The 14,225-nt window shown below is 68.3% G+C and carries 17 protein-coding genes, 1 other RNA gene and 1 pseudogene; 5 read left to right on the top strand and 14 right to left on the bottom strand.

Annotated elements, in window-relative coordinates:
• The 5 genes and pseudogenes from J5F18_RS08920 to rsmI all read right to left on the bottom strand — a co-directional run.
• A pseudogene (locus J5F18_RS08920) lies at nt 1-448 on the bottom strand (penicillin-binding protein 2); the annotation flags it as partial.
• Nucleotides 449-561: 113 nt separating this feature from the next.
• Nucleotides 562-885, bottom strand: a complete 324-nt coding sequence (gene ftsL / locus J5F18_RS08915) for a cell division protein FtsL (RefSeq protein ID WP_346301894.1) — start codon at nt 883-885, stop codon at nt 562-564.
• 10 nt (nt 886-895) lie between these two features.
• A complete protein-coding gene (rsmH, locus tag J5F18_RS08910; RefSeq protein ID WP_346301893.1) occupies nt 896-1,852 on the bottom strand; it encodes a 16S rRNA (cytosine(1402)-N(4))-methyltransferase RsmH in 957 nt (318 codons plus the stop codon).
• 57 nt (nt 1,853-1,909) lie between these two features.
• Nucleotides 1,910-2,262: RNase P RNA component class A (rnpB, locus tag J5F18_RS08905), an RNA gene on the bottom strand.
• 32 nt (nt 2,263-2,294) lie between these two features.
• Nucleotides 2,295-3,155 carry a 16S rRNA (cytidine(1402)-2'-O)-methyltransferase gene (gene rsmI, locus J5F18_RS08900; RefSeq protein ID WP_346301892.1) on the bottom strand — a complete coding sequence of 287 codons (861 nt, stop codon included), beginning with the start codon at nt 3,153-3,155 and terminating at the stop codon, nt 2,295-2,297.
• A gap of 47 nt (nt 3,156-3,202) precedes the next feature.
• Between rsmI and J5F18_RS08895 the strand changes: the two genes are divergently transcribed.
• From J5F18_RS08895 to J5F18_RS08880, 4 genes are read left to right on the top strand one after another with little or no spacing between them, the layout of a single operon-like run.
• Entirely contained in the window at nt 3,203-4,966 is a 1,764-nt protein-coding gene (locus J5F18_RS08895) for a penicillin-binding protein activator (protein WP_346301891.1), read from the top strand.
• Nucleotides 4,950-5,318, top strand: a complete 369-nt coding sequence (locus tag J5F18_RS08890) for a YraN family protein (RefSeq protein WP_346301890.1) — start codon at nt 4,950-4,952, stop codon at nt 5,316-5,318. The genes J5F18_RS08895 and J5F18_RS08890 overlap by 17 nt, the downstream gene beginning before the upstream one ends.
• A gap of 38 nt (nt 5,319-5,356) precedes the next feature.
• Entirely contained in the window at nt 5,357-5,950 is a 594-nt protein-coding gene (locus J5F18_RS08885; protein ID WP_346301889.1) for a phosphoheptose isomerase, read from the top strand.
• Nucleotides 5,951-5,955: 5 nt separating this feature from the next.
• Nucleotides 5,956-6,534: a BON domain-containing protein gene (locus J5F18_RS08880; protein ID WP_346301888.1), complete on the top strand. Its 579-nt coding sequence runs from the start codon at nt 5,956-5,958 to the stop codon at nt 6,532-6,534.
• A gap of 63 nt (nt 6,535-6,597) precedes the next feature.
• On the opposite strand, the gene J5F18_RS08875 is transcribed toward J5F18_RS08880, so the two are convergent.
• The 8 genes from J5F18_RS08875 to zapE all read right to left on the bottom strand — a co-directional run bounded on the left by J5F18_RS08875 (nt 6,598) and on the right by zapE (nt 12,888).
• Entirely contained in the window at nt 6,598-7,062 is a 465-nt protein-coding gene (locus J5F18_RS08875; RefSeq protein ID WP_346301887.1) for a ClpXP protease specificity-enhancing factor, read from the bottom strand.
• Nucleotides 7,063-7,108: 46 nt separating this feature from the next.
• The gene (gene sspA / locus J5F18_RS08870; RefSeq protein WP_346301886.1) at nt 7,109-7,735 is read right to left on the bottom strand and encodes a stringent starvation protein SspA; all 627 of its coding nucleotides are present in this window, start codon (nt 7,733-7,735) and stop codon (nt 7,109-7,111) included.
• Nucleotides 7,736-7,877: 142 nt separating this feature from the next.
• Nucleotides 7,878-8,645: a cytochrome c1 gene (locus J5F18_RS08865; RefSeq protein ID WP_346301885.1), complete on the bottom strand. Its 768-nt coding sequence runs from the start codon at nt 8,643-8,645 to the stop codon at nt 7,878-7,880.
• Nucleotides 8,645-9,904 carry a cytochrome bc complex cytochrome b subunit gene (locus J5F18_RS08860; RefSeq protein ID WP_346301884.1) on the bottom strand — a complete coding sequence of 420 codons (1,260 nt, stop codon included), beginning with the start codon at nt 9,902-9,904 and terminating at the stop codon, nt 8,645-8,647. The genes J5F18_RS08865 and J5F18_RS08860 overlap by 1 nt, the downstream gene beginning before the upstream one ends.
• Nucleotides 9,904-10,497, bottom strand: a complete 594-nt coding sequence (gene petA / locus J5F18_RS08855; protein WP_346301883.1) for a ubiquinol-cytochrome c reductase iron-sulfur subunit — start codon at nt 10,495-10,497, stop codon at nt 9,904-9,906. Before petA ends, J5F18_RS08860 begins: the two co-directional genes overlap by 1 nt.
• 222 nt (nt 10,498-10,719) lie before the next feature.
• A complete protein-coding gene (gene rpsI, locus J5F18_RS08850; protein ID WP_346301882.1) occupies nt 10,720-11,109 on the bottom strand; it encodes a 30S ribosomal protein S9 in 390 nt (129 codons plus the stop codon).
• Nucleotides 11,110-11,122: 13 nt separating this feature from the next.
• The gene (gene rplM, locus J5F18_RS08845; protein WP_346301881.1) at nt 11,123-11,551 is read right to left on the bottom strand and encodes a 50S ribosomal protein L13; all 429 of its coding nucleotides are present in this window, start codon (nt 11,549-11,551) and stop codon (nt 11,123-11,125) included.
• 149 nt (nt 11,552-11,700) lie between these two features.
• The gene (gene zapE / locus J5F18_RS08840) at nt 11,701-12,888 is read right to left on the bottom strand and encodes a cell division protein ZapE (protein ID WP_346301880.1); all 1,188 of its coding nucleotides are present in this window, start codon (nt 12,886-12,888) and stop codon (nt 11,701-11,703) included.
• Between the two features lie 197 nt (nt 12,889-13,085).
• On the opposite strand from zapE, the gene J5F18_RS08835 reads away from it, so the two are divergent.
• Nucleotides 13,086-13,535, top strand: a complete 450-nt coding sequence (locus J5F18_RS08835) for a DUF1043 family protein (protein ID WP_346301879.1) — start codon at nt 13,086-13,088, stop codon at nt 13,533-13,535.
• A 208-nt stretch (nt 13,536-13,743) separates the two neighbouring features.
• Here the strand turns inward: J5F18_RS08835 and J5F18_RS08830 are convergent.
• Nucleotides 13,744-14,225 (bottom strand): Nif3-like dinuclear metal center hexameric protein (locus J5F18_RS08830; RefSeq protein ID WP_346301878.1); only part of this gene is annotated, 482 nt, incomplete at its 5' end.

The raw sequence follows: 14,225 nt of genomic DNA, 5'->3' as shown, positions 1-14,225 counted from the left end.
CGAGGCCCTCCTGGCCCACGTCGTCGACGTTGGTCACGCCGAGCAGCTGGGCGGTCACCTCCCCCGCCGGGTAGTAGCGCTTGTACTCGTCCTGGCGATAGACCCCGGGAATGCGCAGGTCCAGCACCCGCTGCGCCGCCTCCGGCGTCAGCTGGCGGCGCAGGTACATGAACTCCCGGGAGGCGAAGCGCGCCAGGCGCGCGTCGAGATCGTCAAGCTCCATGCCCAGGGCCCTGGCCAGCTGCAGGCGCTGGATGGGGTCGTCCGGCACGTCCTGGGGGTTGGCCCACAGGGTCACCACCGGGGTGGAGATGGCCAGGGGCTCGCCGTTACGGTCGGCGATCATGCCGCGGTGGGCGGGAATCGGGTCGGTGCGCAGGGTGCGGGCGTCGCCCTGCCCCTGCAGGAAGGGACGGTCGACCACGTGGAGGATCACGATGCGCCCCACCAGCAGCCCCAGGCCCAGCAGCACGATGGCCAGCATGATCCCGTAGCGCAACCCGCCCATGGGCGCCATGGGCGGCGGGCGTCGCGGCGTGACGCCGCTGCGGACCTCGGTGCTCATGGCCGGATCACCTCGACCTCGTCGACATCGGGCAGGCGCATCTCCAGCCGCTCCATGGCCAGCCGCTCGATGCGGGCCGGCGACGACCAGGCACTCTCCTCGAGCAGCAGCTGCCCCCACTCGGTCTGCAGCTGCTGCTGCTCGCGCTCGAGTTGCTGCAGCCGCCCGTACTGGTCACGGGTCAGGTGGCTGGCAGTGATCACCGCCAGGGCGCTGCCCAGGCAGGCCGCCACCAACGCCAACACCACCAGCAGCGGCAGACTGGGACGGATGGCCAGCGGCCAACCGAATCCGGATGTCGACGTTCGTCCCTGTGCCATGTCGTCTCCTTCAGTACCGCTTGCGCGCCACCCGCATCACCGCGCTGCGCGCCCGCGGGTTCTGGTCCACCTCTTCGGGACCGGGTCGCCGAGCCTTGCCCAGCGCCTCCAGCCGACGCTCGAGCTCGGCATCCGGCACGGGGATGCCCCGTGGCAGATGGGTGTCACCGCGCACATGGTGGCGGATGAAGCGCTTGACGCGGCGATCCTCCAGGGAATGAAAGCTGATCACCACCAGGTGGCCGCCGGGAGCCAGGGCCTCCAGGGCGGCGGCCAGGGCCGCATCGAGCTGCTCCAGCTCGGCGTTGACCTGGATCCGCAGCGCCTGGAAGACCCGCGTCGCGGGATGCTTGTGCTTCTCCCAGGCGGGGTGGGCGACCTTGACCACCTCGGCGAGATCCGCGGTGCGCGCGAAGGGACGCTCGCCGCGCCGGGCCACGATGGCCTTGGCCAGCCGCCGGGCGTAGCGCTCCTCGCCGAACTCCTTGAACACCCGGACCAGCTCGCCCTCGCTGGCGCGGGAGATGAAGGCCGCGGCACTCTCGCCCTGAGTCGGGTCCATGCGCATGTCCAGGGGGCCATCGCGCAGGAAGCTGAAGCCGCGCTCCGGGTCGTCGAGCTGGGGCGACGAGACGCCCACGTCGAGCAGGATGCCGGCGAGCCGGCCGTGCACGCCGCAGCGGCGGGCGATCTCGCCCAGGCGGGCGAACTCGGCGCGCTCGATGGTGAAGCGGGCATCATCAAGGGTCGCGGCTTCCGCGATGGCCTGGGGGTCGCGGTCGATGGCGATCAGCCGCCCGGCCGGCGACAGGCGCTCGAGAATGGCGCGCGAGTGGCCACCGCGGCCGAAGGTGCCATCCAGGTAGACCCCATCGGCGTCATGCACCAGGGCCTCCACGGCCCCATCGAGCAGTACGCTGGCATGGCGGAAACCGCGCGGGGGAGTGTCAGGGGCGGATGACGACATGCGCTTCTCGGTCGGCGGCAAGGGATGCCGGGCGCGTACCCGGCATGCAGGAAATCTGGGGGGAGCCGGCCGATAAGCCGGGTTCTGTCGTGGACAGTCATTCCTCTAGGGGCCGCGTCACCGCGACCCTCAAGCAACCTACCCGAACCCGACGCGGGCCACGCCATGGGGTTCCTATTTGGTCTTGCTCCGAGTGGGGTTTACCGTGCCACGCACTGTTACCAGGCGCGCGGTGCGCTCTTACCGCACCCTTTCACCCTTGCCGGCCTCCCGAAGGAGACGTAGGCGGTCTGCTCTCTGCTGCACTTTCCGTCGGCTCACGCCGCCCAGGCGTTACCTGGCACTCTGCCCTGTGGAGCCCGGACTTTCCTCCCCCGGATCACTCCGGCGGCGACTGTCTGGCCGACTCCCGCGGCAAGCATACCAGCGCCCCGACACCCCCTCAACAAGCAGCGTCCTTCAACGCCTGGGCGCGGGCATACCAGACCTTCCGGGCGCCGCCCAGCACCCGCGCCGCCACCGCGGCCGCCTGCTTGACGCCGACGCCCTCGGCCAGTAGCGCGGCGAGCAGCGCCTCGCCCTCCACCACGGAGGCCTCCTCCTCGTCCCGGGGCGCGGCACCGGCCACCATCACCACGAACTCGCCGCGGGCCTGGTCCGGGTCGGCCTCCAGGCGCCCGAGCAGCGCCTCGGCCGAACCCTCGAGGAAGGTCTCGAAGGTCTTGGTCAGCTCCCGGGCCAGCACCAGGCGCCGCTCGCCGAGCACGGCGGCCAGGTCGGCCAGGGTGTCGCGAATACGGTGCGGGGACTCGTAGAAGACCAGGGTCTCCTCCCGTGCCGCCAGGGCCGCCAGGCGGGCACGGCGCCCGCCCCCCTTGGCCGGCAGGAAGCCCTGGAAGGTGAAGCGGTCGGTGGGCAGTCCCGCCGCGGAGAGGGCCGCCACCAGGGCACAGGGCCCCGGCACCGGGACGATGTGGCGTCCCCGGGCGCGCAGTTCACGCACCAGCACGAAGCCCGGGTCGCTGATCAGGGGCGTGCCGGCATCCGAGACCAGGGCGATCGACTCGCCGGCGGCCAGGCGCCTATCGAGCCGCTCGACCCGAGCCGCCTCGTTGTGCTCGTGCAGCGAGAGCATCGGCACCGAGAGGCCCAGGTGGCGCAGCAGGCGGCCGGTATGGCGGGTATCCTCGGCGGCGATCAGCGACACCTCCCCCAGCAGCCTGGCGGCGCGGGGGCTCAGGTCCTCCAGATTCCCAATCGGCGTGGCGACCACGTACAATGAAGCAGAGTTCGCGTCTGGCATGGCGGCTCCTCGGCAAGCTCCCGACACAACGGACGAAGGATGGATTCATGCGGATACCCACACGCGGCCTGTTGGCCGCCGCGCTCACCGCGATGCTGCTGGTGGGATGCGCCGCCCCGCCCGGCATCATCGATCGCGTGACCGACGACGACCCGGGCCGCCTGCTCGAACAGGCCGCCCAGCAGGAGCCGGCCCAGGCGGCCAGGACCCGGCTGGAGGCGGCCGACATCCTAGCACGCCAGGGGGAGCGCACCCAGGCGCTGGAGGTCGCCGCGGACATCGATGACAGCCTGCTCGAGCGCGAGCCGCGCACCCGCTGGGCCCTGCTGCTGGCCGACCTCGGCGAGGCGCTGGGCGAACCCTGGGCGGTGATCCAGGCCACCCAGGAGCTGGACGCCCTGGCCCTGGACCGCGACCAGGCGCTGAGCCTGCGCCAGCGACAGGGTCTGGCGCTGCTCGAGGTGGACGAACCCGCGGCGGCGGCCGAGGCGCTGCTGTGGGTCCAGGCGAGAACCGAGGCCGCGGCGCTCAACGACCCGATCTGGTCGGCGCTGAGCGAGCTGGATGGCCAGGCCCTGAGCGCGCTCTCCCGCGAGGTCGACACCGACCTGGGCCGCGGCTGGGTGGCCCTCGCCGAGCTCTACCGCGCCAGCGGCGGCGACCTCGAGCGGCTCTTCGCCCGCCTGGATGACTGGCGCGAACGCAACGCCCGCCACCCGGCGGCTCGCCAGCTGCCCGCCGACCTGCTCGCCCTGCGTGAGCTGCGCGGCCTCGAGGTTCGCCATATCGCGGTGCTGCTGCCGCAGTCCGGCCCCCTGGCCAGCGCCGCCTCGGCCATCGCCGAGGGCATGCGCATCCAGCAGCGACAGGCAACCAATGCCGGAGGCAGCGACGTGCGGCTGAGCTTTATCGACGCCAGCAACAGCGATTTCGAGGCCCTCTACCGGGAAGCCGAGAGCCGCGGCGCCCAGGTCGTGGTCGGCCCCCTGGACAAGGACGAGGTGACCCGCCTGGAGGCGCTCGACCGGGTGCCGCTGCCCACCCTGGCGCTGAACTATGGCTACGGCGAGCGCAACCGCGCCGAGGGGCTCTTCCAGTACGGCCTCTCCGCCGAGGACGAGGCGCGGCAGACCGCCCGGCGCGCCTGGCGCGACGGCCGTCGCCGCGCCGCCCTGCTGGTGCCCGACAACGACTGGGGCCGCCGCGTCGGCGAGGCCTTCTGGGACGAATGGCAGGCCCTGGGCGGCGAGGTGACCAACGCCGTGCGCTACAACCCGGGCGCCCCGGCCACCGAGAGCACCCGCCGCGCCATCGCCAATCCGCGGCCGGACATGCTGTTCCTGCTGGCCCTGCCCGATTACGCCCGCCAGGTCCCCCCGACCCTGGACTACTACTACGCCAGCCGCCTGCCGGTCTACGCCACCTCCCACCTCTTCGAGGGCCGGCTCAACCCGCAGCTCGACCACGACCTGAACGACGTGCAGTTCCTGGATATCCCCTGGCAGATTCCCGATGCCGCGGTGGGCGGCGTCGAGGTGCTGCCCTTCCTCGGCAGCTACCGGGAGCTGCGCGAGGAGTCGGACCCGACGCTCTTCCGCCTGCATGCCATGGGCGTCGACGCCTTCGAGCTGGCCCGCCGCCTGCCCCAGCTGCAGGCCGTGCCCGGCAGCGAGCTGTACGGCGCCACCGGCACCCTGAGCCCGGCCCGGGACGGCCGCATCGCTCGCCAACTGCCCTGGGCCCGCTTCGTCAACGGCATCCCCCAGCCGATCCTGATCCCCGGCCTGTTCGGCGATGGCGACGCCCCGTGACGCCCGCGCCCGCGGCGAGGCCATCGAGCGCCTCGCCGCGGCCTGGCTCGCCGAGCGCGGGCTGGACCTGGTGGCCGCCAACCAGCACGCCAAGGGGGGCGAGCTGGACCTGGTGATGCGCGACGGTGAGACCCTGGTGTTCGTCGAGGTGCGCCACCGGGCCGACGCGCGCCACGGCCACCCGCTGGAGACCGTCACCCCCGCCAAGCAGCGCCGCCTGGTCAGGGCCGCGCGTTTTTATCTCCAGCGCAACCGGCTATCATGTGCGTGCCGCTTCGATGTGCTCGCCGTCACCGGTCAGTGGCCCCACCTCGAGTTCGACTGGGTGGCCAACGCCTTCGAGGCCCACTGACCGGTCAAGCCCCACTGCCAAAGGACCCGGACCCCCACATGGATTTCCAGCAGCGCATTCTCGGCCACTTCAACGCCAGCATCGACACCAAGACCTACGCCAGCGAGGTACTGCCCCCGTTCATCGAGGTGGCCAGCCAGATGATGGTCCAGTGCCTGGTCAGCGAGGGCAAGATCCTGGCCTGCGGCAACGGCGGCAGCGCCGGGGACAGCCAGCACTTCTCCTCCGAGCTGCTCAACCGCTTCGAGCGCGAGCGCCCCAGCCTGCCGGCGCTGGCCTTGACCACCGACACCTCGACGCTGACCTCCATCGCCAACGACTACAGCTACAACGAGGTCTTCTCCAAGCAGGTGCGCGCCCTGGGCCAGCCCGGCGACATCCTGCTGGCGATCTCTACCAGCGGCAATTCGGCCAACGTCATCCAGGCGATCCAGGCCGCCCACGACCGCGACATGACGGTGGTGGCGCTCACCGGCCGCGACGGCGGCAACATGGCCTCGCTGCTCGGCCAGGACGACTGCGAGATCCGCGTGCCCGCCACCTCCACGGCTCGCATCCAGGAGGTCCACCTGCTGGTGATCCACTGCCTCTGCGACCTGATCGACGAACAACTCTTCGGTACAAGCGAGTGAAGCCCATGATCCGCAAGCCCCTGCTCACCCCCCTGCTGCTGGCCGCCGCCTTGGGCCTCGCCGGCTGCGCCACCGTCACCGGCGTCACCCACCAGGGCACCATCGACGAGAACTACGGCAAGCGCACCGTCGGCACCCAGGTCGAGGACCAGAACATCGAGACCAAGATCGGCCACAACCTGCGCCGCAGCGACGCCCGCCTGGGCGATGCCCGCATCAACGTGGATGCCTACAACGGGGTGGTGCTGCTCACCGGGCAGGTGCCGAGCCAGGAGCTCAAGGAGAAGGCCAGCGAGGTCGCCCGGGAGGTCCGCAACGTACGCGAGGTGCACAACGAGCTCAGCGTCGCCGCCAACCTGCCGGCCAGCCAGCGGATCTCCGACACCTGGCTCAACACCCGCCTCCGTACCAACCTGGCCGCCAACGACCGCATCGACTCCGGGCGCATCCGGGTGATCACCGAGAACAACACCGTCTACCTGATGGGGATCGTCAACCGCGGCGAGGCCGACCGCATCGTCGAGGCCGTCGCCAACGCCGGCGGCATGCAGCGTATCGTCAAGGTCTTCGATTACCTGGACTGAGCCGCCTGGCCCCCACGGTACCCACTGGCCTGCCGTTCTGCGTTAGTCGAGGACGAGATCGGGCTACTTGATCACCCGCAGCGAGGGCTTGCCCTTGCGCGGCTTCTCGCCCGCCTCGTCGGCGCCCGGTTCCTGGGAGTCGGACTCCACGCTGGAGAGGGCCGGGCCGCCCTCCTCGTCCTGGACCGCCTCCAGGGGCATCACCGGCTCGTGGCCGAACACCATGCCCACGCCGTTCTCGCGGGCATAGATGGCGACCAGGGCGGCGCTCGGCACCATCACCTGCATGGGTTGGCCGCCGAAGCGGGCCGAGAAGCCCAGCGCCTCGTTCTCCATGTAGAGGTCGCGCACCGCGCTGGGCGAGAGGTTCAGCACGATCTGGCCGTTCTGCACGAACTGGCGCGGCACCTCCACGCCCGGCTGCTCGGCGTCGACGACGATATAGGGCGTCAGGTCATTGTCCAGCAGCCACTGGTAAAGGGCCCTGGCCAGGTAGGGGCGACTTGAATTGGGGCGACGGGATGGCATCGGCGGCCCTCCTGATGTCGGCAGCCCCGGCGGGGCAGCGGTGGGTTCAACTGCGCATCTCGCGCTCTTGCTCGCTGAGCGAGGACTTGAAGCCGTCGCGCTCGAAGACCCGCTCCATGTAGCCGAGCAGCGGCTTGACCTGCTTCTCGGGCAGCTCGATGCCCAGCGCCGGCAGGCGCCAGAGGAGCGGGGCCAGGCAGCAGTCCACCAGGGTGAACTCATCACTCATGAAGAACGCCATGTCCTCGAAGATCGGCGAGATGCCGATCAGGCTCTCGCGCAGTTCCTTGCGCGCCTTTTCGGCCTCCTTCTTGGGGCCCCGCTCGATCTGCTCCACCAGCGGACACCACTCGCGCTCGATGCGGTGCATCCACAGGCGACTCTGGGCCCGCGCCACCGGGTAGACCGGCAGCAGCGGCGGATGCGGGAAGCGCTCGTCCAGGTATTCCATCATCACCTTGGACTCGTAGAGCACCAGCTCCCGGTCCAGCAGGGTGGGCACGCTGTTGTAGGGGTTGAGGTCGGCGAGCTCCTCGGGGTGCTGCTCGTCGGTGACCTCGACGATATCCACCGCCACGCCCTTCTCGGCGAGCACGATACGCACGCGATGGCTCAGGTGATCAGCACCACCCGAGTAGAAGGTCATCGACGACCGTTTGGCCACTACACCCATGAAACAATCCTCGCATCAGTTCGAACGGCAATGATAACACGACGGGCAGGTCCCCGCGTGGCCGGGCCACGCGCCTCCCCACAAACCACAGGGGGCGCATGGCCCTCGGCCATACGCCCCCAGACGTCTCCACCGCAATGGATCAGTGGATGTCGCGCCAGTACTCGCGCTTGAGCAGATAGGCGATGACACCGAAGATAAAGATGAAGATCAGTACCTTGGGCGCCAGGGCCTGGGCCTGCAGCTTGGAGGGCTCACCCACGTAGACCAGGAAGTTGGTCAGGTCGTACATGGCCTCCTCGAACTCGTCCGGCTCCATGCTGCCCGAGCGGGTCACCTGCAGCACCTCACAGGACTGGTACTTGCCGGTCAGCGGGTCGAGCTCGGCGCCCGGAATGGGGCGGTCGCTCTCGCTGCACACCATCTCCTGCACGCCCTGCAGGGGCTCGAGCACGTTGGGCATGGCCGGCGCCTCGAGCACGATGTTGTTGACGCCGAGCGGTTGGCTCGGGTCACGGTAGAACCCCAGCAGGTAGGAGTAGATGTAGTCCGACCCCCTGATCCGGTTGAACAGCGTGAGGTCCGGCGGCGTCACCCCGAACCAGCTCTCGGAGTCGCCCGGCTGCATGGCGATATGCATCTGGTCGTTGAAGGCCAGCTCCGAGGAGAAGATCAGGTTCTCCTCCATCAGGTCCTGGGGAATACCCAGATCGCTCGCTGCCCGGGCGAAGCGCTGGTGCTCCAGGGCGTGACAGCCCATGCAGTAGTTCACATAGAGCTGCATGCCCCGCTGCAGGGACGCCTGATCGTTGATGTCCGGCGTCATCGAGAAGGGCTGTGGCGGCAGCGGCGCCGCCATGCCCGCCAAGGGCAACAGCGCGAAGAACAGTGCGAAGAGTTGCTTTTTCATTAGCCAGTCACCCTCTCCGGAACGGGTTTGGTCTTCTCCAGCTTGGTGTACAGCGGCATCAGCAGGAAGAAGAGGAAGTAGAGCACGGTGCACAGCTGTGCCACCGCCGTACGGATCGGCGTGGCCGGAATGGCCCCCAGGACCCCCAGGACCACGAAGCTGATGGCGAACAGGATCAGCATCGACTTGGACATCCAGCCCTTGTAGCGCATGGAGCGCACCGGGCTACGGTCGAGCCAGGGCAGCACGAAGAGCACGGCGATGGCACCGCCCATGAAGACCACGCCCAGGAACTCGGCCGGCAGGGGGCCAATATCGAAGGTGATCGCCCGCAGGATCGCGTAGAAGGGCGTGAAGTACCATACCGGCGCGATATGGTCCGGGGTCACCATGGGGTTGGCCGGCTCGAAGTTGGGCCGCTCGAGGAAGTAGCCGCCGCCCTCGGGGAAGTAGAAGATCACCACCGCGAAGACGAACAGGAACACCGCCACGCCGAAGATGTCTTTCACCGTGTAGTAGGGGTGGAAGGGAATGCCGTCCAGCGGCTTGCCGGTCTCGTCCTTCTTCTCCTTGATGTCGATGCCGTCCGGGTTGTTGGAGCCGACCTCATGCAGGGCAATCAGGTGCAGCACCACCAGCGCCAGGATCACGATGGGCAGCGCCACCACGTGCAGGGCGAAGAAGCGGTTCAGGGTGATACCGGAGATCAGGTAGTCGCCGCGGATCCACTGGGCCAGGTCAGGACCGATAAAGGGAATGGTGGCAAACAGCGAGATGATCACCTGGGCGCCCCAGTAGGACATCTGGCCCCAGGGCAGCAGGTAGCCCATGAAGGCCTCGGCCATCAGCAGCAGGTAGATGGCCATGCCGAAGATCCACACCAGCTCGCGGGGCGCCTTGTAGGAGCCGTAGAGCAGCCCGCGGAACATGTGCAGGTAGATCACCACGAAGAAGGCCGAGGCCCCGGTGGAGTGCATGTAGCGAATCAGCCAGCCCCACTCCACGTCGCGCATGATGTACTCGACGGAGGCGAAGGCGCCCTCGCCGGAGGGGTTGTAGCTCATGGTCAGCCAGACACCGGTGAGGATCTGATTGACCAGCAGCAGCAGGGCCAGCGAGCCGAAGAAGTACCAGAAGTCGAAGTTCCGGGGGGCGTAGTACTTGGTCAGGTGGTCCTGGACCATCTGAGTGGCGGGAAAGCGATCATCCACCCAGCGCATCAGGCCCTTTTCCGCCTTCACCTTGTTCGGGTTACCCATCAGGCAGCCTCCTCGTCTTCACCGACGATGATGATGTCATCGGTCTCGAAGCGGTACGGCGGCACCTCCAGGTTGGAAGGTGCCGGCACGTTGCGGAACACGCGACCCGCCAGGTCGAAGTAGGAGCCGTGGCAGGGGCAGAAGAAGCCACCCGGCCAGCCACTCATGTCAACCGCATCCGGCTCGGGACGGAAGAGCGGCGAGCAGCCCAGGTGGGTACAGATGCCGATCAGTACGCCGATTTCGGGTCGGATCGAGCGCAGCGGGCCGGTGACGTAGCTCGGCTGCTGCGGCACGCTGGAGTCCGGATCCACCAGCCGCGAGCCATCGAAGCCTTCGGTTCGCTCGATCATCTCGGGCGTGCGGTTGATGATCCATACCGGGCGCCCCCGCCACTCGACGGTCATGCGCTGACCCGGCTCGAGCTTGGAGATATCCGCCTGAACGGGCGCACCCGCTGCTCTCGCCCTGGCACTGGGCTGCCAGGAAGCCACAAAGGGGACCGCTACCCCGACGGCACCCACCGCACCCACGACGGTGGTGGCACCTACGAGGAAACGGCGCCGACCCTTGTTTACGCCGTTATCTGCCATTTCAAGGTTTCTCCCATCAGCTTACCCGTTGATCCATCACGGGTGGACAGCATCCCGCGAACACGGATACCAAATGCGCTCTATAGTAAGAAAATACGCTGCGTCACACAAGGACAACGACCCTTGACCAAGGTGTAACCCGCGCAGCAACCTACTGATCTACAAATAAAAACGCCCGAGTCGATGACTCGGGCGTGAGCGTTGGCGCGCAATAGCCGGCGCTTAACGCTTGGAGAACTGCGGGCGACGACGCGCCTTGCGCAGGCCGACCTTCTTGCGCTCGACCTGACGGGCGTCGCGGGTCACGTAGCCGGCTTCACGCAGCTGGCTGCGGAACTCCTCGTTGTACTCCATCAGGGCACGGGTGATGCCGTGGCGGATGGCGCCGGCCTGGGCCGACCCGCCGCCGCCCTTGACGGTAACGAAGACGTCGAACTGGTTCAGGGTGTCGGTCAGCTCGAGGGGCTGACGGACCACCATGCGGCCGGTGACGCGGCCGAAGTATTCATTCAGGTCGCGGCTGTTGACGGTGATCTTGCCGCTGCCCGGCTTCAGGAAGACGCGGGCGGTCGAGGTCTTGCGGCGCCCGGTACCGTAATACTGCTGTGTCATGGCGAAGACTCCCTCAGATGTTCAGTTCTTGCGGCTGCTGGGCGACGTGCGGATGCTCGGCACCGGCATAGACCTTGAGCTTGGAATACATGGCGCGACCCAGGGGACCCTTGGGCAGCATGCCCTTGACGGCGCCTTCGATGATGCGCTCGGGCGCATGCTCGATCAGCTTGTCGAAGGTCATGGAGCGCAGGCCACCGGGATAGCCGGTGTGACGGTAGTAGGTCTTGGCCTTGGCCTTGTTGCCGGTGACCTTCACCTTCTCGGCGTTGATCACGACGATGTAGTCGCCGGTATCGACGTGCGGGGTGAACTCCGGCTTGTGCTTGCCGCGCAGGCGACGAGCGATTTCGGTGGCCAGGCGGCCGAGCGTCTTGTCCGTGGCGTCGACGACGAACCAGTCGCGCTGGACGGACTGCGGCTTAGCAGTGAACGTCTTCATGAAGCTATCACCAGTTAAAATGTATTGGGTTCGCTGCCGGTCGGGCTCGAACCATCCCTATTCTTCTTGGTTGCCGCTCACCGAATGGCGAGAGCAACGAGTAGAGCGCGCGAATTCTACACGAGGCGCCGCCCGACTTGCAATGCTGCTCAGGGCTTGTGGGGCAGCGCCAGGTACTCGCGGGACTGCATCTCCTGAAGCCGCGACAGGGTGCGCTGGAACTCGAACTCCAGCCGACCGTCGGCGTAGAGCTGCTCGGCCGGCGCCTCGGCAGACATCAGCAGCTTGACGCCGCGGTCGTAGAACTCATCGACCATGTTGATGAAGCGCCTCGCCTGATCGTCGGTCGCGGCGTTCATGCGCGTGACGTTGGAGACCAGCACGCTGTGAAACTCCCGGGCCAGCTCGATGTAGTCGTTCTGGCTGCGCGGTCCATCGCAGAGCTCCTCGAATTCGAACCACACTACGTCGTCGTGCAGGCGCCGGGCGTGCAGCACCCGATGATTGATCTCGACGGGCGCGTTCGCCTCGCCCTCATGGCCGGCAATCTCGCGGAAGCTGCGCGCCAGCTCCACCTCGGCGGCCTCATCCAGAGGGGCGTGGAAGATCTCGGCGCGCTCCAGGGCGCGCAGCCGGTAGTCGATGCCCGAATCGACATTGACCACCTCGCAGTGGCGCTTGAGCAGCTCGATGGCGGGAAGGAAACGCGCCCGCTGCAGACCATCCTTGTAGAGGTCGTCGGGGACGATATTGGAGGTCGCCACCAACACCACGCCATGCTCGAACAATGCCTCGAGAAGATTGGCCAGGATCATGGCGTCAGTGATGTCCTTGACAAAGAACTCATCGAAGCAGATCACCCGCGCCTCGTCGGCGAACTTGGCGGCGACCAGCTTCAGCGGGTTCTTCTCCCCCTTGTAGTGGGTCAGCTCATTGTGCACCCGCTGCATGAAGCGGTGGAAATGGGTCCGCATCTTCTCCGGGAAGGGCAGAGACTCGTAGAAGGCATCCACCAGATAGGTCTTGCCTCGCCCTACCCCGCCCCAGAAATAGAGACCCGTGACCTCGGGCAGCACGGGCTCGGCTGCCGGTGCCTGGCGGCCACGCTTGCCGAACAGGCCAGCCATGCGCGAAGCAAGCTTGCCCTGGGGCGGCACGGCCCGCGGACGACTCCGCGGTGCGACCATCAGGTCGTCGTAGAGGCGCTGCAGGTGCGTCACCGCTTGTTCCTGGGCAGGATCGTACTGGAAGTCGTCCCGTTCCAGGTCGGCGCGGTAGCGGGCCGTGGGTGACAGGCGAGCGTCTCGGGACTCGGGTGGGGTCGGCGTGGCACTCATGCGGGTAACGAACCGTCTCGGCTTGGATAAGAGGGACATTATACGCATCCAGGGGCCGGCACGCACCGGCCAGGCGGACCCCGGCGGCGGCCGCGTTGACCCATCGCCGCGGCCCGGCCCTATAATGGGCGCCGGGGCCGAGCCCCACGACAGGTCCGCCCCGCCGCGGGCCGCCCCATCGCCGCAGGGAGATTGACGTGGAAGCAAGCAAGATCAACTGGATTCTGGCCATCGCCTGCCTGTTCGCCGGCATCGGGCTGGGCGCCTTGGGCTACCACCTGCTCAACTCGAGCGCCGCCAGCCTGCAGAAGCTGCGCAAGCGGCTCGCCGAGCGCGACCGCGAGCTGGCGGCCCTGCGGGAGGGCGTGGACGAGCACCTGGACGAGGTCTCCCGGCTGGTGGCCGCCCTGCAGCGCGACGGCGAGGCCCTGGCCAGCCACCTGGCGCAGGATGCGCGCCGCCTGGGCGGCAAGGGCGCGCCCCGCGCCGGCCTGGAGCCCGCCGCCGCGCCAGTGACAGCCCCGGAGGCGGACGAGGCGCTGCCCACCCCGCGCGACTATGCCGATGGTACGGGCGGCACCCTCTCCGAGGATTTCGGCCTCAAGAGCGACGAGAACACCAGGGCACCGCAGCCGCCCCGCTACTGATCTCCTCCCCTCACCGTCCCGGCCTCCAGGGCTATCGCAGTCACCGATGTCTTGTCAGCGAAAGGCGCCGGGGATAGGCCGGAGAGGGGGTCCGTGGACCAGGGATGGTCTAGGTAGCCCCCAGGGAGGGGTTAATGGCGCCCCCTCGCAGGCCTTTCGCCGGAACAGCCTTGAGCGATGCCGCCATCGGCCATAGCCCTGCCCCGCCTCAGGCGGGGTTGTCGATATCCACGAAGCGGTGCTCGATGCCGCACTCCACCGCCAGCCACTCCCCCAGCGCCTGGACCCCATAGCGCTCGGTGGCATGGTGGCCCGCCGCCAGGTAGTGGATGCCGAGCTCCCGCGCCAGATGGGTGGTACGCTCCGAGATCTCCCCGGAGATAAAGGCGTCGGCCCCGGCCTCCCAGGCCGCGGCGATCATGTCCTGGGCGCCGCCGGTGCACCAGGCCACTCGACGGATCTCGCCCTTGCTCGGCGCCTCCACCAGCAGCGGCTCGCGCGCGAGGCGCCGCCCCAGATGGGCGGCCAGGTCCCGGGCCGCCAGCCCCCCGGGCGGCGCCCCCAGCCACAGCAGTCCCTCGCCGAGCTCCCCGTCGGCGCAGCCCTCGACCCGGAAGTCGAGCCGACGGCCCAGCTCGGCGTTGTTGCCCAGGCAGGCATGGGCATCCAGCGGCAGGTGATAGGCGAGCA

It is taken from the genome of Halomonas sp. BM-2019 (genome assembly GCF_017584085.1).
This window is presented reverse-complemented; position numbering and strand designations above follow the sequence as displayed.